Origin of the sequence: Sphingomonas donggukensis (genome assembly GCF_023674425.1) — a bacterium.
Taxonomy (GTDB): domain Bacteria; phylum Pseudomonadota; class Alphaproteobacteria; order Sphingomonadales; family Sphingomonadaceae; genus Sphingomonas; species Sphingomonas donggukensis.
Map to the genome: position 1 here is coordinate 1,304,415 of NZ_CP098401.1, position 16,945 is coordinate 1,321,359.

General features: G+C 68.2%; 18 protein-coding genes. 10 read left to right on the plus strand and 8 right to left on the minus strand.

The window, feature by feature from the left end:
* Nucleotides 1–48 precede the first annotated feature (48 nt).
* Complete coding sequence (eno, locus tag M9980_RS06390; protein WP_250754537.1) at nt 49–1,326, minus strand: phosphopyruvate hydratase; 1,278 nt, start codon at nt 1,324–1,326, stop codon at nt 49–51.
* Here eno and M9980_RS06395 point away from each other — a divergent pair.
* The 5 genes from M9980_RS06395 (at nt 1,307) to M9980_RS06415 (ending at nt 3,347) form a co-directional block, all read left to right on the plus strand.
* Entirely contained in the window at nt 1,307–1,945 is a 639-nt protein-coding gene (locus M9980_RS06395) for a hypothetical protein (RefSeq protein WP_250754538.1), read from the plus strand. The genes eno and M9980_RS06395 overlap by 20 nt on opposite strands.
* Complete coding sequence (locus M9980_RS06400; protein WP_250754539.1) at nt 1,945–2,307, plus strand: phage holin family protein; 363 nt, start codon at nt 1,945–1,947, stop codon at nt 2,305–2,307. The genes M9980_RS06395 and M9980_RS06400 overlap by 1 nt, the downstream gene beginning before the upstream one ends.
* Nucleotides 2,304–2,651: a hypothetical protein gene (locus M9980_RS06405; protein WP_250754540.1), complete on the plus strand. Its 348-nt coding sequence runs from the start codon at nt 2,304–2,306 to the stop codon at nt 2,649–2,651. Before M9980_RS06400 ends, M9980_RS06405 begins: the two co-directional genes overlap by 4 nt.
* A gap of 2 nt (nt 2,652–2,653) precedes the next feature.
* Entirely contained in the window at nt 2,654–3,052 is a 399-nt protein-coding gene (locus M9980_RS06410; RefSeq protein ID WP_250754541.1) for a hypothetical protein, read from the plus strand.
* A 73-nt stretch (nt 3,053–3,125) separates the two neighbouring features.
* Nucleotides 3,126–3,347, plus strand: a complete 222-nt coding sequence (locus tag M9980_RS06415) for a DUF4170 domain-containing protein (RefSeq protein WP_250754543.1) — start codon at nt 3,126–3,128, stop codon at nt 3,345–3,347.
* Between the two features lie 173 nt (nt 3,348–3,520).
* On the opposite strand, the gene aspS is transcribed toward M9980_RS06415, so the two are convergent.
* Nucleotides 3,521–5,335, minus strand: a complete 1,815-nt coding sequence (aspS, locus tag M9980_RS06420; protein WP_250754545.1) for an aspartate--tRNA ligase — start codon at nt 5,333–5,335, stop codon at nt 3,521–3,523.
* A gap of 128 nt (nt 5,336–5,463) precedes the next feature.
* On the opposite strand from aspS, the gene rnd reads away from it, so the two are divergent.
* Nucleotides 5,464–6,639 carry a ribonuclease D gene (rnd, locus tag M9980_RS06425; protein WP_250754547.1) on the plus strand — a complete coding sequence of 392 codons (1,176 nt, stop codon included), beginning with the start codon at nt 5,464–5,466 and terminating at the stop codon, nt 6,637–6,639.
* Nucleotides 6,636–6,902, plus strand: a complete 267-nt coding sequence (locus M9980_RS06430; RefSeq protein WP_250754549.1) for an I78 family peptidase inhibitor — start codon at nt 6,636–6,638, stop codon at nt 6,900–6,902. Before rnd ends, M9980_RS06430 begins: the two co-directional genes overlap by 4 nt.
* Before the next feature lie 3 nt (nt 6,903–6,905).
* On the opposite strand, the gene M9980_RS06435 is transcribed toward M9980_RS06430, so the two are convergent.
* The 4 genes from M9980_RS06435 to M9980_RS06450 are packed head-to-tail and all read right to left on the minus strand — an operon-like array spanning nt 6,906 to nt 12,464.
* Entirely contained in the window at nt 6,906–8,399 is a 1,494-nt protein-coding gene (locus M9980_RS06435) for a Ppx/GppA family phosphatase (RefSeq protein ID WP_250754551.1), read from the minus strand.
* Nucleotides 8,396–10,570: an RNA degradosome polyphosphate kinase gene (locus M9980_RS06440; RefSeq protein WP_250754553.1), complete on the minus strand. Its 2,175-nt coding sequence runs from the start codon at nt 10,568–10,570 to the stop codon at nt 8,396–8,398. Before M9980_RS06440 ends, M9980_RS06435 begins: the two co-directional genes overlap by 4 nt.
* The gene (locus tag M9980_RS06445) at nt 10,564–11,202 is read right to left on the minus strand and encodes a P-loop NTPase family protein (RefSeq protein ID WP_250754555.1); all 639 of its coding nucleotides are present in this window, start codon (nt 11,200–11,202) and stop codon (nt 10,564–10,566) included. The genes M9980_RS06440 and M9980_RS06445 overlap by 7 nt, the downstream gene beginning before the upstream one ends.
* Nucleotides 11,199–12,464, minus strand: coding sequence for a heavy-metal-associated domain-containing protein (locus tag M9980_RS06450; RefSeq protein ID WP_250754804.1), 1,266 nt, complete (start codon nt 12,462–12,464; stop codon nt 11,199–11,201). The genes M9980_RS06445 and M9980_RS06450 overlap by 4 nt, the downstream gene beginning before the upstream one ends.
* A 204-nt stretch (nt 12,465–12,668) precedes the next feature.
* On the opposite strand from M9980_RS06450, the gene purM reads away from it, so the two are divergent.
* The 3 genes from purM (at nt 12,669) to M9980_RS06465 (ending at nt 14,757) form a co-directional block, all read left to right on the plus strand.
* A complete protein-coding gene (gene purM / locus M9980_RS06455) occupies nt 12,669–13,766 on the plus strand; it encodes a phosphoribosylformylglycinamidine cyclo-ligase (protein WP_422921392.1) in 1,098 nt (365 codons plus the stop codon).
* 108 nt (nt 13,767–13,874) lie between these two features.
* Nucleotides 13,875–14,423, plus strand: coding sequence for a glycine zipper 2TM domain-containing protein (locus M9980_RS06460; protein WP_250754559.1), 549 nt, complete (start codon nt 13,875–13,877; stop codon nt 14,421–14,423).
* 61 nt (nt 14,424–14,484) lie between these two features.
* Nucleotides 14,485–14,757, plus strand: coding sequence for a hypothetical protein (locus tag M9980_RS06465; protein ID WP_250754561.1), 273 nt, complete (start codon nt 14,485–14,487; stop codon nt 14,755–14,757).
* A 10-nt stretch (nt 14,758–14,767) separates the two neighbouring features.
* On the opposite strand, the gene M9980_RS06470 is transcribed toward M9980_RS06465, so the two are convergent.
* Nucleotides 14,768–15,112 carry a hypothetical protein gene (locus tag M9980_RS06470; RefSeq protein WP_250754562.1) on the minus strand — a complete coding sequence of 115 codons (345 nt, stop codon included), beginning with the start codon at nt 15,110–15,112 and terminating at the stop codon, nt 14,768–14,770.
* An 89-nt stretch (nt 15,113–15,201) separates the two neighbouring features.
* Nucleotides 15,202–16,926: a DUF885 domain-containing protein gene (locus M9980_RS06475; RefSeq protein ID WP_250754564.1), complete on the minus strand. Its 1,725-nt coding sequence runs from the start codon at nt 16,924–16,926 to the stop codon at nt 15,202–15,204.
* Between the last annotated feature and the right edge of the window lie 19 nt (nt 16,927–16,945).

The window sequence follows — 16,945 nt, forward strand, 5'->3', positions numbered from 1 at the left end:
GATGTGCCAAGTCCGGCCCCGAATCAAGCATTTCGCGCCGACAAGGCCTTAGCTTTTGAGGATGCTGCGCCCGGCATAGCGCGCCGCGTTGCCCAGTTCCTCCTCGATGCGGATCAACTGGTTGTACTTGGCAAGCCGGTCGCTGCGCGCGAGGCTTCCGGTCTTGATCTGTCCACAGTTGGTCGCGACCGCCAGGTCGGCGATCGTCGCATCCTCGGTCTCGCCCGAACGATGCGACATGACCGCGGTGTAGGACGAACGCTGCGCCAGCGACACCGCCTCCAGCGTCTCGGTCAGCGTGCCGATCTGGTTGACCTTCACCAGCAGCGAATTGGCGATGCCCTCGCGGATGCCGCGGCCCAGCCGCTCTGGGTTGGTCACAAACAGGTCGTCGCCGACCAACTGGACTGTGCCGCCGATCGCATCGGTCAGCGCCTTCCACCCCTCCCAATCATCCTCGGCCATGCCGTCCTCGATCGAGAAGATCGGGTAACGGCGGGTTAGATCGGCGAGGAATTTGGCGTTCTCGTGCGGGCTGAGCGTCTTGCCCTCCCCCACCATCCGGTACGCGCCGTCGCGGTAATATTCGGTCGCCGCGCAATCGAGCGCCAGCATGACGTCGTCGCCCGGCGTGTAACCCGCCTTCTCGATCGCCGACATGATGAAGTCGAGCGCGTCGGTGGTCGACGACAGATTGGGCGCAAAGCCGCCCTCGTCGCCCACGCCGGTCGCCAGCCCTTTCTCCGACAGGCCCTTCTTCAGCGTGTGGAAGATTTCCGAGCCGCAGCGCACCGCCTCGACGATATTCTCCGCGCCCACCGGCACGATCATGAATTCCTGAAAATCGATCGGATTGTCGGCATGCTCGCCCCCGTTGATGATGTTCATCATCGGCACCGGCAGCAGGTGCGCCGCGACTCCGCCCACGTAGCGATACAGCGGCAGGCCGCGCGCATCCGCCGCCGCCTTCGCCGTCGCCAGGCTGATGCCCAGGATCGCATTGGCGCCCAACCGACCCTTGTTCGGCGTGCCGTCCGCCTCGATCATGGCATGGTCCAGATCGGCCTGATCCTCGGCATCGAAGCCCAGCACCGCCTCGGCCAGCTCGCCATTGACCGCGTCGACCGCTTTCTCGACGCCCTTGCCCAGCCAGCGCGTCTTGTCGCCGTCGCGCAACTCGACCGCCTCGTGCGCGCCGGTCGACGCGCCCGAGGGCACCGCCGCGCGACCGAAGCTGCCGTCCTCCAGCATCACGTCGACCTCGACGGTCGGGTTGCCGCGGCTGTCGAGAATGGTGCGGGCGTGAATGTCGATGATTGCGGTCACGAAACGACCTTCCTATCTGTCAGGGGGACGGGATCGGCGCGGCCTGTACCCGTTCGGGCGAAAGCGGGCAACGGCGATGGAACCGCGACAGTCCCGCCTTGTTGTGCAGGCGTATCATGAAAGGGCTCAGATCATGGCCAATGACAATCTCAACGACGGCACCGCACTCGACGTGGAATTCACGCCGGAAAGCGCCCCCGCCGCTCCTGCGAGCCGTTTCGACGCCACTGCGGAAAAGGCCCGCGGCGCACGTGCGCTGGTGAAGGACGAGGCGGGCAAGCTCGGCGGCCAGGCCACCGACCGCATCCGCGCCTTCGCCGACGACGGCAAGGCTCGCGCGACCGGTGCGCTGGGCGAACTGGCCAAGGCCATCGACGATGCCGCCGGCACCATCGACGACAAGGTCGGCGTGCAATTTGGTGGTTACGCCCGCAGCGCATCGAGCGCGGTTTCCGACTTCTCGAAGAAGCTGGAGGCCAAGGACGTCGACGCGATCTTCGATGACGCCCGTGAGTTCGTCCGCAAGTCGCCCGGCGTGGCGATCGGCGCGGCGGCGGCGGTGGGCTTCGTGCTCGCGCGCGTGCTGTGGTCGGGCGTCGATGCCAACCGCGACAGGTGATGGAATCCGGCACCGATAAGCGCGTCGTCGGCGCGGCTGGCGACGACGGAATCGGAGCGGTCATCGTCCAGGTGGCCGAGGATGCGAAGGCCTACGGCGCGGCGCAGGTCGCGCTGTACAAGGCGATGGCCACCGTCCGGCTGAGGGCCGCGAAGGCGGGGTTGATCCTCGGCGCCGTGGCCGCGGTACTGGGCCTCGCCGCGCTTGGAGCATTGCTGGTCGGCCTGATCTTCGCGCTTGCCGCCTCGACAGGTCCGCTTGCGGCGACGGCGATCGTGGTCGGCGTCACGCTGGTCATTGCCGGCGTGCTCGGAAAAATGGCGGGGTCGCGCATCGCGCGTGCGCTAGGGAGCTTCGAATGACGGTCGATCCCCAGCTGCTGGCGGCCCGGGTCCGCGTCGCCTCCGCCAAATCGCAACTCGACGATTCGCTGGTCGAGGCCAGGGCTCGGCTCAGCCCGAAGGCGCTTGCCAGCGAAGCGGTGGACGGCGTCAGGACGAAGGCCGGCGCGATCGCCAGCGAGGGCGTGACCGCGGTGCGCAAGCGTCCGGGCATCGCGGTCGCGGTGGCCGGACTGGTCGGGCTGTTCCTCGCCCGCAAACCGATACTGGCGCGGCTTTCGGCGCCAGCCGCCAAGGCAACCCGCCGGGCGTCCGCGAGTTCAACAGGAAACACCGGGCGCGCGGCGCCCCGATCAAGGAAGTGACGATGGCTACCACCAAACCCACCAATTCCACCGCTCAGGCCAAGACGGGCAAGCGCACCGCGCTGAAGGATGCCGCGGACGGCGCCTTCGACCGCGCGCGATCGACGGTGAAGGGCCTGGAATCCAACCCGGTCGGCGTGCTCGTGGGCGGGCTGGTCATCGGGTTGCTGGCCGGTGCCTTCGTGCCGCGCTCAAAGCAGGAGAAGACGGCGCTGAAGGGCGTCGGCAAGACGCTGGCCGAAGGCGCAACCGCAGCCTTCGCCGCTGCGAAGGAAACCGGCAGGCAGCAGCTGAGCGGGTCGATGCTGTCGCGCGACGCCGCCGCCGAAAGCGCGCGCATGGTGTTCGACAGCGCGGTCGAGGCCGCGAAATCGACGCGGTCGGGCACGAAAGCCGCCTGACACCCGCCAATCGCCTTGACCCCGGGGGTCCGCCGGCTATTGCGCCGGCCAAATCCCCGGGAGTTCAATTGTCATGAGCAAGATGCATCTCGTCTTCGGCGGTCGCGTGACCGACCCGCAGACGCTCGATTTCGCCGACCTGTCGAAGATCGACGTGGTCGGCATCTTCCCCGACTATGCCAGCGCCGAAAAGGCATGGCGCGCGGCCGCGCAGAAGACCGTCGACGACGCCGAGATGAAATATGTGCTGGTGCACCTGCACCGGCTGCTCGAGCCGGAGCTGCCGGGCGCCTGAGGCGATTGTCCGCGCACGGTTCGCCTCATTGCCGCGAAACAGAGCGTATACGCCAGCGGGTGGCTAGGCCCAGCCATACAGGAGACATCGTGCTCCCGCGCAGTCGGGAGTCTAGAGCCACTAGCGACACCGACGGGAAACCCTGGGCTCCCGCCTGCGCGGGAGCACGGTAATCAGTCCAGCTTCACTGCTCCGCCGACCGGCTTCGCCTGATCCACCAGCCGGATGTTGAGCTCGCGCAACTGCTTCGCCGTCGCGAAGTTGGGAGCGCCCATCATCAGGTCTTCCGCCTTCTGCGTCATCGGGAAGACGATGACCTCGCGGATGTTGGGCTCGTCGGCCAGCAGCATGACGATGCGGTCGATGCCCGGCGCCGACCCGCCATGCGGCGGCGCGCCGAACTTGAAGGCGTTGATCATGCCCGCGAAATTCGTGTCCACCTCGGCCTGCGAATAGCCGGCAATCTCGAACGCCTTGTACATGATCTCGGGTCGGTGGTTCCGGATCGCGCCCGACGACAGCTCCACGCCGTTGCACACGATGTCGTACTGGTAGGCGAGGATGTCGAGCGGATCCTTGGTCTCCAGCGCCTCCATCTCGCCCTGCGGCATCGAGAACGGGTTGTGGCTGAAATCGACCTTCCTGTTGTCCTCGTCATATTCGAACATCGGGAAATCGACGATCCAGCAAAATTCGAAGCGGTTCTGGTCGATCAGCCCCAGCTGCTCGCCGACGCGCGTGCGGGCGAGGCCGGCGAGCTTCGCCGCCTGCGCTTCCTTGCCGGCGGCAAAGAATATGCCGTCGTTCGGCCCGAGCCCAAGCGCGTCGGCGATCGCCTTCATGCCCTCCTGGCCGTGGTTGTTGGCGATCGGCCCGCCGAACACGCCGTCCTTCTGCGTCGCATAGCCGAGGCCGGGGAAGCCCTCACCCTGCGCCCAGCTGTTCATGTCGTCGAAGAACTTGCGGCTCTTCTCTTGCGTGTTCGGCGCGGGCAGCGCGCGGACGACGTCGCCGCCCTCGACCATCGACGCGAACCGACCGAAGCCCGAGCCGCGGAAGTGGTCGCTGACGTCGGTGATGACGACCGGGTTGCGCAGGTCGGGCTTGTCGCTGCCGTATTTCAGCATCGATTCGCGGTAGGGGATGCGCTTGAACGGCAGCGCGCTGACGGTGCGGCCCTTGCCCTGCCAGTCGGCGAATTCCTCGAACACGCCGTGCAGCACCGGCTCGATCGCGGCGAACACGTCGTCCTGCGTGACGTAGCTCATCTCGAAATCGAGCTGGTAGAACTCGCCCGGGCTACGGTCAGCGCGCGCATCCTCGTCGCGGAAGCACGGTGCGATCTGGAAATAGCGGTCGAAGCCGGCGACCATCAGCAGCTGCTTGAACATCTGCGGCGCCTGCGGCAGCGCATAGAACTTGCCGGGATGGACGCGGCTCGGCACCAGATAGTCACGCGCGCCCTCCGGGCTCGACGCGGTCAGTATCGGCGTCTGGAATTCGGTGAAGCCCTGGTCGACCATGCGCTTGCGGATCGAACTGATGACGTTCGAACGCAGCATGATGTTGGCGTGCAGCTTCTCACGCCGCAAGTCGAGGAAGCGGTAGCGCAGGCGGATATCCTCGGGATATTCGGCCTCGCCCGCCACCGGCATCGGCAGCTCCTGCGCTGTCGACTGGACGGTTACCGAGCGGGCGAAGACCTCGATCTCGCCAGTCGGCAGGTTGGCGTTGGCGGTGCCCGCCGCCCGCGCCTTCACCACGCCATCGATGGTGATGACCGATTCGACGCGGGCGGACTCCAAAATCGGCAGCGCCGCGGAATCGGCGTCGGCGACGACCTGGGTGATGCCGTAATGGTCGCGCAGGTCGACGAACAGCACGCCGCCGTGATCGCGCTTGCGGTGGACCCAGCCCGACAGGCGGACGGTCGCGCCGACGTCGGTGGCGCGCAATGCGGCGCAGGTGTGGGTGCGGTAGGCGTGCATGGTACTTCTCGCTGGCGGGTCGCACAGGGCACCCACAGGCGCACGGCGACGGTCAAAAATCGTGGCCGCGCCCTCCCCTCCAACACGCCCTTTGTCAAGGCGCGCGGGGGCGTCTATGGCCTCGCCCCATGCATATCCACCCGCTGATCGAGGACTCCGCAACCCTCGCGAACCTCTGCTCCCGCCTCGCGCAATCGCCCTACATCATGGTCGATACCGAATTCATGCGGGAGAATACGTTCTGGCCCGAACTGTGCCTGATCCAGGTCGCCGATGCCGATGAAGCCGCGGCGATCGACCCGATGGCGCCGGGCATCGACCTGACCCCGCTGCTCGACCTGATGGTCAATAACGAGGACGTGCTGAAGGTCTTTCACGCCGGCGGGCAGGATCTGGAGATCGTTTACAACCTGACCGGCAAGACGCCCCACCCGCTGTTCGACACGCAGGTCGCGGCGATGGCATTGGGGCAGGGCGAACAGATCGGCTATTCGAACCTGGTCGACAGCTATCTGGGGATCACCGTCGACAAGGGGGCGCGCTTCACCGACTGGAGCCGCCGCCCGCTGGACGAGCGTCAGATCACCTACGCCATCGCCGACGTCACCCACCTCGCCAAGATTTTCCCCAAAATGCTCGAGCGGCTGAAGAAGACCGCGCGCGGCGACTGGCTGAACGAGGAGATGGAGCGGCTGGGCGATCCCGCCAACTACCGCAACGACCCCGACACCGCGTGGCAGCGCGTCCGCATCAACAGCCGCAAGGCCGAGGTGCTGGGAAGGCTGAAGGCGATCGCGCGCTGGCGCGAGATCGAGGCGCAGAACAAGAACCTACCGCGCGGGCGCATCGCCAAGGACGAGACGATTGCCGACCTCGCCAGCAATCCTCCGCGCCGCCAGTCGGACCTGTCGAAGGTCCGCGGCCTCTCGGCATCCTGGGCCGGCAACGACATCGGCGGACGGCTTATGGCGGCGATCGAGGGGGCCGGGCCGATGCCCGCCGACGAGATGCCGGCGCGCGACGAACGCGGCCCCGCGCTCGGCAAGGAAGGCGCGCTGGTCGCCGACCTGCTGAAGCTGCTGCTGAAGATCCGCGCACGCGACATCAACGTCGCCTCGCGCCTGCTGGCGCGCTCGGACGAGCTGGAGGCGCTGGCCGCCGGCACGCGCGACGGGCTGTCGATCCTCAAAGGCTGGAGATTCGAACAATTCGGGCGCGACGCGCTCGATCTGGTGGAGGGACGCATGGGCTTCACGGTGCAGGACGGTCGGCTGAAGATGACCCGGACGGAGGCGGCGCTGTGATCCGCGCGGGCCTCCTCGCGCTGCTGCTCGGCGGCTGCGTCCTGCCGGTCGATACCTCGCCGTCGTGCAATGCCGAAACGGTGCAGGGCTGGATCGGGCAGAAATTCAGCGACCGGCTGTCGCGGACTTTGCAGCGCAAGACCGGGTCGCGCGCGGTCCGGGTGATCCGCCCCGGCATGGCGGTGACGATGGATTACCGCGCGGGCCGGTTGAACATCACGCTCGACGAGAAGGACATGGTCACCGCGCTGCGCTGCGGCTGACGCTCAGGCGGGCTCTAACGTCGCCTCGAGCCCCAGCGCGCCGGCCAGCGCCTTGTGCCGCCGCTCGACCGTCTCGCCGTAGAGGGCAGCGTCCGCCGCCGCCACGCCCAGCACCAGCGCCCCGCCTCGCACCGCCAGCGTGGTGCGCTCGAGCGGGCCGGACACGCCGCCCGACAGCCGCTGCCCCAGCCGCATCGCCAGCCCCCATTGCGCCGCCTCGGCCAGCTCGTCGTGGGGTGCCAAGCGCCCGAGCGGATCGGGCGAATCGGTGCCGCCGCCGAGCGAGCTGTGCAGCGCCTGCGCGATCAGCGCGCGGCCCCGCGCGTCGATCGCCACCCAGTCGCCGTGCAGCGCGATCTCGACACCGCGTTCGGCGCGGAACTCCGGGTTCGCGCGCCACCCGACGTCGGCGAGCAGGCACGCGGCATGACGTAGCCGGGCAAGCTCGGCGCTTTCCCCGTCGAACAGCGGCGCGATCCAGTGGTCGACCAGGTCGCCATGCTCGGGAAACCGCCCCAGCCGCACGCCCTCGCCCCGCGCAGCGACGATCAGCGGGTCCTGCGCGCGCACCTCGGGCGCCAGCCGCTGAAACAGCAGCCCCTCGCGCAAGCCGTTGGCGGAGGCGATCGCCGTGCTCGCGCCCAGCTGCTTCAGCAGGACCGTCAACAGCGCCGCCGCGTCGGCCAGCGTCGGCACCCGCGCGCTCGACACCAGCGACTTGATCCGCGCCTTCTCCAGCCGCGCCAGCGACCGCCCGAGCCGCGCGACCTCGTCGGCGCTGACCGCATATTCGTGGATCACCGGCAGCGGGTAACCGGTCAGCTGCATGTCGAGCCGCGCCAGCGCCCGCCACGATCCGCCGACCATGTACAGCGGCAGGCCCTTGCCCCGCCCGGTCCAGCCGCTGTCGGCCAGCAGTTTCGCAACCTTCGCCTCGAACGCCGCCCGCCCCTTCGCCCGCATTGCGCCGAGCCGCAGGACGCCCAGCGGAAACGACGCCCGGTCGGTCACGGTCCCGGCGACGACGCGCACCAGTTCCAGACTACCGCCGCCCAGGTCGCCGACGATGCCGTCGGCCTCGGGGATCGCCGACAGCACGCCCAGCCCAGCCGCGGTCGCCTCGTCCTCGCCGCTCAATATCTCGACATCGAGGCCGAGCGCGCGGGCGGCGGAAAGCAACTCGCCGCCATTGCTCGCGTCGCGGACAGCGGCGGTGGCGACGGTGCGCAACTCGTCCACCGCCATCTCGCGCGCCAGCCAGGCGAAGCGCGCGAGCGCCGTCCGCGCCAGCGCCATCGCGTCCGCAGCGATCGCCCCGGTCTCGGCCAGCGCCTTGCCGAGCCCGGCCATGACCTTCTCGTTGAAGATGGTCGCGGGCAAACGCTCCGGACCCTGATACACCACCAGCCGCACCGAATTCGAACCGATATCGATCACCGCGGTCCGTCGCTCGACGATGGTCGGCGCGGGCTTGCGCGGCCGGGGGGTGGCGCTCACTTGGCGCCGCCGCGGCGGCGGGCCTTGACCGTCAGCTTGGGTACCTTGCGCCGTTTGGCGGTCGCCGCGCCGCGGCCCGACAGCGACGGGTTGGTCATGAAATACTGGTGCAGGTTGAAATCCTTCTGGCCCTCGACCGGCATCACCCGCTCATAGCTGCCGTCGCTGCGCAAGTCCCAGCTCTGCTCGGTATCGATCAGGCTGGCGACCATGACCTGATCCAGCACCTGGTCGTGGACGGTTTCGTTCAGGATCGGCAGCATGAATTCGACCCGCCGGTCGAAATTGCGCGGCATCCAGTCGGCGGACGAGATATAGACCTTCGCGCCATCGTTCGGCAGCACGTCGCCGTTCGCGAACGCCCAGATCCGGCTGTGCTCCAGAAAGCGCCCGACTACCGACTTCACGCGGACGCGCTCCGACATGCCGGGCACGCCGGGACGCAGGCAGCAGATGCCGCGCACGATCAGGTCGATCTCGACCCCGGCATTCGACGCCTCGTACAATTTCTCGATCACCGCCGGATCGACCAGCGAATTCATCTTCGCCCACACCGCCGCCGGCTTGCCCGCCGCCGCATTGGCGATCTCGACGTCGATCAGCGTCATCAACGTGTTGCGCAGGTCGCGCGGCGAGATCGAGAGCAGCTCCAGCTTGCCGGGCTCCACGTATCCGGTGACGTAGTTGAAGATCGCCGCCGCATCGCGCCCGATCCGCGGATCGGCGGTGAAGAAGCTGAGGTCGGTGTAGATCCGCGCCGTCACCGGGTGATAGTTGCCGGTGCCGAAATGGCAGTAGCTGCGGTACGCACCCCCCTCGCGCCGCACCACCACCGACACCTTGGCGTGCGTCTTCCAGTCGATGAAGCCGTACACCACCTGCACGCCCGCCCGCTCCAGCGCGGAGGCCCACAGCAGATTCTGTTCCTCGTCGAACCGCGCCTTCAGCTCGACCACCGCGGTCACCGACTTGCCCGCCTCCGCCGCGGCGATCAGCGCATTGACGACCGCCGACTGCTTGCCCGCACGGTATAGCGTCTGCTTGATGGCGATGACGTCGGGGTCGGCGGCGGCCTGTTTCAGGAATTCCAGGACGACGTCGAAGCTCTCGTACGGGTGGTGGACGACGATGTCCTTCGCCCGGATCGCCGCGAAGCAATCGCCTCCGAATTCGCGGATGCGCTCGGGGAAGCGCGGCGAATAGGGCGTGAACTTCAGGTCGGGGCGGTCGGTATCGACCAGCATAGCCAGATCGCCCAGCCCCAGGAAGCCGCCGGTTTCGGTCAGGATCGCTTCGGCTCCGCCCAGTTCCCCCTTCAGCACCTGTTCCAGCTCGGAGCCGATGCCGGTCTCCATCTCCAGCCGGATCACCCGCCCCCGCCGCCGCCGCTTGATCGCGGTGCGGAAGTACAGGACTAGATCCTCGGCCTCCTCCTCCAGCTCGATGTCGCTGTCGCGCAGGATGCGGAACGCCGCCGCCGCCTTCACCTCGTACCCGGGGAACAACAGGCCGGAGAACCGCTTCAGCACGCCCTCCATCGTGATGAACCGGGCCGCCTCCCCCGGCACCCGCACGAACCGCGGGATGCTCGGCGGCAGCAGCACCAGCTCGCGGATCGGCTCGCCGTCCGACTGGCGCACCAGGTCGAAGATGACGCTCAGGCCGGCGTTCGGGATGAAGGGAAACGGATGCGCCGGGTCCAGCGCCTGTGGAGTGAGGATCGGGAACAGCTGCTCGCGGAAATGCTGCGCCAGCCACGTCGCCAGCTCATCGTCGATCGCGCGCTCGTCGAGGACGGTGATCCCCTCCCCCGCCAGCGCCGCGGTCAGGTCGCGCCACACCGCCTGCTGGCTGTCGACCAGCCGGTCGGCCTCCTTCACGATCTCGGCCAGCTGCTGCCCCGGCGTCAGCCCGTCGGCGGAGCGATATTCGACGCCCTGCATCTGCTGGCCGAGCAGTCCGGCGACCCGCACCATGAAGAATTCGTCGATGTTCGATCCCGAAATCGACAGGAACCGCAACCGCTCCAGCAGCGGATGTGCGGGGTTGCACGCCTCCTCCAACACCCGCCGGTTGAACGCCAGCCACGACAGCTCCCGGTTGAAATAGCGCCCGGGCCGATCGCTCGGCGGGGCGGGCTCGGGATCGATCGGGCGGGGACGGCTCACCATTCCAGCTTGCCCTGCCTTTGTGACAATCCGGTTATGTAGCCGCCCGTCGCCAGCGCCTCGCGCGCGATCGGGATCGACAGGCGCCGCGATCGCCGGGCGTCGGCGACCTCCTCCAGCCGATCGACGATGCGCAACACGGCCAGATGCGTGCGCTCGACCCGCTTGTGCAGCCACGCGATCAGGTCGGGCCGCACGTCCAGGTCGCGCCGCTCGAACAGATAGACCAGCAGGTCTCGAACAAGCGTGTCATCGGGCGGATACAGCGTCAGCAGCTGGCTGGCGTTGATGCGCGATCGCAGGTCGGGCAGTCGGATCGCCCATTCGGGCGGCGGCGCGTCGGCGACCAGCAGCAGCGGGCGGCGATCGGCCTGCGCGCGGTTCCAGGCGTGGAACACCTCCGCCTCCGCCACGCGGTCGGCGTCGTCGATCATCGTCCCGTGGCTTTCGGCGACGAACAGCCGCGCCAGCATGCTGCGTCCCGACTTGCGCGGGCCGACCAGCAGCGCGGTCATCACCGGCCACGATCCCCAATGTTCGATCGCGTGGACCGCGCGGGTATTGGACGGACCGACCAGGAATTCCTCGGGCCGCGCGCTCACCGGTTTCGGAAGCGGCAGGTCGAACTGGCTCATCCCCCGGTGGTCGGCGTCGCCGCCGGAGCCGGGCTCGGCGCGGGTGCCGGCGCAGGCCCCGCCGCACGCCGGATGCGCAAAGTGCCGCCGCTTTCCTGCACGCTCCATCCCCGCGCCTCCAGCGCCGCGCGCAGCGCCGCCGGATCGCCGTCATACGCAACGCGCATCACCGACACGCCGCCCAGCGCCAGGCTCGTCGTCACCGCCTGGCGGACACCCGGCACGCCGCGCACCGCGATCTCGCCGGTGCTGAGTGCCGCGGCGGAGGGCGTGTCGAACTGGATGGTGACGGTGGAGCCGGTCACGCCGACGATATCCTCGATCGAGCGGTCGCCCTCGGTCGGGGTCGCTTCCGGAGTCGGCGTCGCCTCGGGCGCCGGCGGTGGCGACAGCATCGCGTCGGTGCGCAGCATCCCCATCCGAAGCGCACGCTGATACGCCTCGTCCAGCCGCGCCACGCCTCGGTCGAGCAGGGCGGGCAGCGCATTGCCATCCTCGACCCGCAGGCTGAAGCGGGCGAGTGCCTGCCGGTCCGGGCCGTAGAAGGCCGTGAACACGCCGATGATCGGCCCGCCGGGATAGCTGCGGTACAGCCGCGCCTCGGGCATCACGATGTCGTTGGCGCCGTACTGGTCCAGGATCGCTCGCCACCACCCGCGCCCGCGCCGCCCGGTCTGGCCGACGTTCAGCAGCAGCGGGTCGGCACCCGTCCCGACCGGACGGACGTAATCGATGACGCTGCCACCGGTGCGATACCGCGCCCAGGCCTGCTGCCACGGGGTCGTGCGCTCGAACACCTGCCCCGACCCGCCCGACCACAGGACCGGGATGACCAGCATCGGCGGCGAGCGCGAGAATTGCGTCGACACGCCCAGGATCTCGCCCGCCCGCCCGCGATCAAACAGCACGCCCAGCTTCGCGATATAGCGCGTCGGCCCGATCTGTTCGTTCTCGACGACGATACCGGTGACGATTGCGTCCAGTGCCCCGTCGTTCAGCCCGCTCGCCGACCCGCGCAGCCGCTGGGACAGAATCTGCCATGCCTGCCGCTGAGCGATCCGCCACCCGGTCAGCCGCGCGGTTTCGGCATCCTTGGCCGACACGTCGACCGCGATCCCGCCGACCTCGAAATCGGACGAGCTGTCGACCGGCGCCGCCCCGCGTTCCCCGCCCTCGATCTGCGCGACGAGTGTCCCCGTCCCGGCGAGCAACGCTGCCGCCAGTCCGATCTCGATGATGCGTGGAATACGTCGCGCGGCCATGTCGGTGGCTCTTTTGGCGAAGCGGGCGTGGAAATCCAAGCGGCTTGTGGCTAGGGGGCTTGCGACAACCACTCAATCCGTTCGTCTCGAGTAGGGATCGAGCCCGTCGAGAGCCCGTATCGAGAGAGGCTCGCCTCGGGCACCGACCTCTCGATACGCCGTCTCGACAAGCTCGACGGCTACTCGAGGCGAACGGGGTCCGGGATGAAGCCGATGACCGAATCCTACACCTACGCCCAGGCCGGCGTCTCGATCGCGGCGGGGAACGCTCTGGTCCGCGCCATCGCCCCGCTCGCCCGCTCCACCCGCCGCCCCGGCGCCGATGCAGACCTCGGCGGATTCGGCGGGGTGTTCGATCCGAAGGCGGCGGGCTTCTCCGATCCGCTGCTGGTCGCCGCCAACGACGGCGTCGGCACCAAGCTGAAGCTCGCGATCGACGCGAATGCGCACGACGGCGTCGGCATCGACCTCGTCGCGATGTGCGCCAACGACCTGATCGTGCAGGGCGCCGAGCCGCTGTTCTTCCTCGACTATTACGCCAGCGGCAAACTCGACGCCGCCGTCGCCGAGCGTGTCATTGCCGGCATTGCCGAGGGATGCCGTCAGGCCGGCTGCGCACTGATCGGTGGCGAAACCGCGGAAATGCCCGGCATGTACGCCGATGCCGACTATGACCTCGCCGGCTTCTGCGTCGGTGCGGTGGAGCGCGAGAATCTGTTGACCGGCGACCGCATCGCGCCCGGCAACGTGATCCTCGGCCTCGCCTCGACCGGCATCCACTCCAACGGCTTCTCGCTCGTCCGCCGCCTTGCCGCCGACAAGGGGTGGCGGCTCGACCGCCCCGCCCCGTTCGACCACGACGTCAAACTGATCGACGCGCTGATGGCGCCGACGCGAATCTATGTGAAGAGCTTGCTCCCGCTGTTGAACGCCGGGCGCATCCACGGCCTTGCCCACATCACCGGCGGCGGGCTGCTCGAAAACGTGCCGCGCGTGCTGCCCGATGGCTGCCACGCCCGCATCGACGCCGACGCCTGGCCGCTGCCACGGCTGATGGCGTTCCTCCAGGCGCAGGGCAGCATCGAACCAGAGGAAATGGCCCGCACCTTCAACTGCGGGATCGGCATGGCGGTAATCGTCGCGGCGGACGAAGCGGAAGCGGTATCCGCGGCCCTGACGCAGGCTGGCGAAACGGTGTTCCGCATCGGCGCGGTCGAGGCGGGCGAGCGCGGCTGCACGGTCATCGGTGGCACGGAGACGTGGAGCGCGCGCGCGCGCTGGACGGCGACCCACGCGGGCTGACTCGCCTACACCGGCGCGCCCCTGCGCGCCATTCAGGAACCATATCGTTGTCCGTCCGTATCGACATCAGCGGCCCGCTCTTGGGCCGAACAGGACAGGATGCGTATCATGACCCGTCTCACCAGCTTGGCCGTACTGGCCGCAAGCGCCTGTGCGGCACTGGCCATGCCTGCCGCGGCGCAGACCAATGCCGAGCGCCAGCGGTTCGACACCGCGCAGCAGCGGTTCGACCGCGAATATCAGATCTACCGCGACGAGGTGCAGCGCTTCCGCGCCGCGGCCAACCGCGGCGGCCCGGCGTATGACGATCGCTATCGCAACGCGCCCGATTACCGCGGCGACGGCTATTCGAGCTACGAGGACTGGCGCGATGAGGGCGGCTACGACCCCTCGCGCTACTATCGCTCGGGCAACCAGTATCAGGAGCGCGTGCTGACTGCGAACGACCGCGTCTATTCGGGCAATGACGGTCGTTATTACTGCAAGCGCAGCGACGGCACGACCGGGCTGATCGTCGGCGGCGCCGCGGGCGGTATCCTCGGCAACGTCATCGACGGCGGGCGGTCGCGCACCGTCGGCACGCTGCTGGGCGGCGCGGTCGGCGCGGTGCTTGGCCGCTCGGTCGAACAGCGCCAGTCGGAAATCCGCTGCCGCTAAACTATGAAAGGGCCGGCGCGGGTCATCTGCGCCGGTCCATTACCGTCAGGGGGCTGATCGGGTGAACAACGGGGAACATCGCACGCGCACCATCGCGCTCGCCGTCGTCGGGCTATGCCTGTCGGTGGGCGGCGGTGCCGGCCTGGCGCATTGGGCGATGGCCGAAACCAACGGCTTTTACACCGATCCAGTCCAGCGGGCCGCGCGCAGCCCGGGGTATCTGCGCGATCGCGCCGTCGCCGACGACTTCTGGGCGACGCAGGGCCAGCCGCAACCGGTTCGCTATTCCCTGCCCCAGCCCGCCGCGGTCGCGACGACCACGCCCTTCGACTAGGTCCGCGCGATTACGCCGGCTGCGGTTCGACCGTCATCAGCGTGACGCCGGCATATTTCTCGGCCTCCGGCTCGAACAACGTGCTCGGCTCGAACGCGCGCCCGGTCAGCTTCGGATCGCCGAGTCCCGCCACCTTGAACGTCCCCAGCTTCTCCTCGCGCGGCAACATGCCGTTGCGCGCGACGGTGATGGCGTCGATGAACACCTCGCCGTGGCGGGTATAGACGATGTGCGGCGCCAGCACGAACCAGTCGCGGTTCCAGGTCGCGTTGATGCATCGCTGCCGGACGATCGCTTCGAAGATCGTCGGCATCGCACCAGTCGGGGCGTCGTCGCGGGGAGTTGAACCGTGCATCAACTTCGAGATACCAAATTTTGTGCGTTGCAGCAACAAGCCGCAACGCACCCATCGGTTCCCTCATCCCGCCGGCACCACGCCGAGGCTCAGAACACCGCCTCGGTCTTCGTCCCCATCATCGCGCCGCGGACCAGCGGAATGGGCGGCCCGCCGTAGCTCAGGAACATGTCGTGGAAGTCCTTCCACGCCTCGCGCCCGCCGTTCTTCGCGGTCCAGTCGGCGCGCAGCTTGCGGATCATCAGCTTGCCCATCGTGTAGTTCAGATACGCCGGATCGTAGGTTCCGCGCGCGGCCTGCTGCTTGGCGGTGCCCTCATCCTGGAAGCACTGTTCCTGAAACATCTTCTGGCTGTCCGCCTGGCTCATCCCGCGCGCATGCAGCCCGATCGCCGACAGATAGCGGCAGTCGCGCAGCAGGGCATTGGACAGCTGGCCGATATGCGTCTCGGGCGTGCCGCGCAGGCCGGCTTCCCACATCATCTCCTCGGCATAATGCGCCCAGCCCTCGGCAAAGGCATAGCCGACGTACAGCCGCCCGAAGAGCGACTTGACGCGGTTGGCGTGGCGGAATTGCAGGAAATGCCCCGGCATCACCTCGTGCACCGTGGTGAACAGCAGATCCGCCTCGCCCGGCACGAACGCGGCCTGGACAGCGGGCGTCCACGTCGGGTCGGGCGGCGAGATGTAATAGATCGACGGAATGCCCTTCTCGAACGGTCCGGGCGGGTCGATGTACGCGCTGTTCTGGCGATTATACGGCGGGCTTTCGCGCACCAGCGCCTGTTCAGCATCGGGTATGGTGATAAGGTTCTTGGCGACCACGAACGCCTTCAGCTCGGGGATCTGCCGCGTGGCGGTCGCGACCGGCCCGCCCGCGCCCTTGTTCGCGTTCAGCTTGACCATGCAGTCGGGCACGCTCGCGCCCGGCGCAAACTTGGCGCACTCGGCGACCAGCATGTCCTGGTTGCGCTTCAGGTCGGCGCGCCCCACCCGCTCCAGCTCGTCGAGCGAGACGTTCACACCCTCTGTATCGGCGACCATCTTGGCGAATTTGTCCGCACCCAGCGCATAGTCCTGGGTCGCCGACTTCGCATTCTGGTCCATCCATGTCGCCAGATCGCGCATCGATTTCGACGCCGCGGCGGCAGCGGTCGCGAACTCCTGCTGGAGTGCCGCATCCTGCACGCCCGCGAACGCGGCCTTGGCGTCGCCGCCATAATAGTCCGCGAAGCCGCCGAAGCCCTTGCTGCCGTAATAGATGAAGCTCGCCGGCATCGGCATCTTCAGGTTGGCTCGGATGTTCGCCGCCGCCGTCGGCACGTTCTTCAGGAACGCGATCACCGCCTTCATCCGGGTCGGCGCGTCGGCATATTCGCGGCTGATATAGACGTTGGGATCGAGGCCGCCGCCGACATAGAAGGCCGGATTGCGGTGCGGCTGGTCGGCGTCGACCAGCCAGAACAGCCTCCCCTTCATCACCTGCGTCAGATAATCGCGCTCGAACAGCTGCTCGGGCGTCAGCCCGCCGAACTTGCCCGCGGTGTCGATCGCGCCGCGATAGAAATCGGCCTGCGCCTTCAGCCCGGCCTCGCTCCAGTCGGGCAGCCGCCCGTCGAAATCATGGCGACCCTGATAGACCGCAAAGCTCGGGTCGACCTGGAAATTGCGCTCGATCGTCGCCTTGACGAAGGTCGGCCAGTCCTGGCCGTTGACGGTGGACGCCGCGGTCGTGCCGCCGCTGCCGCCCCCGCCCGAACAGGATGCCAGCATCATCCCTGCCGCGACCGCCGTCGCCAGATATTTCCACCGCATCGAAGCCACTCTCCCGATT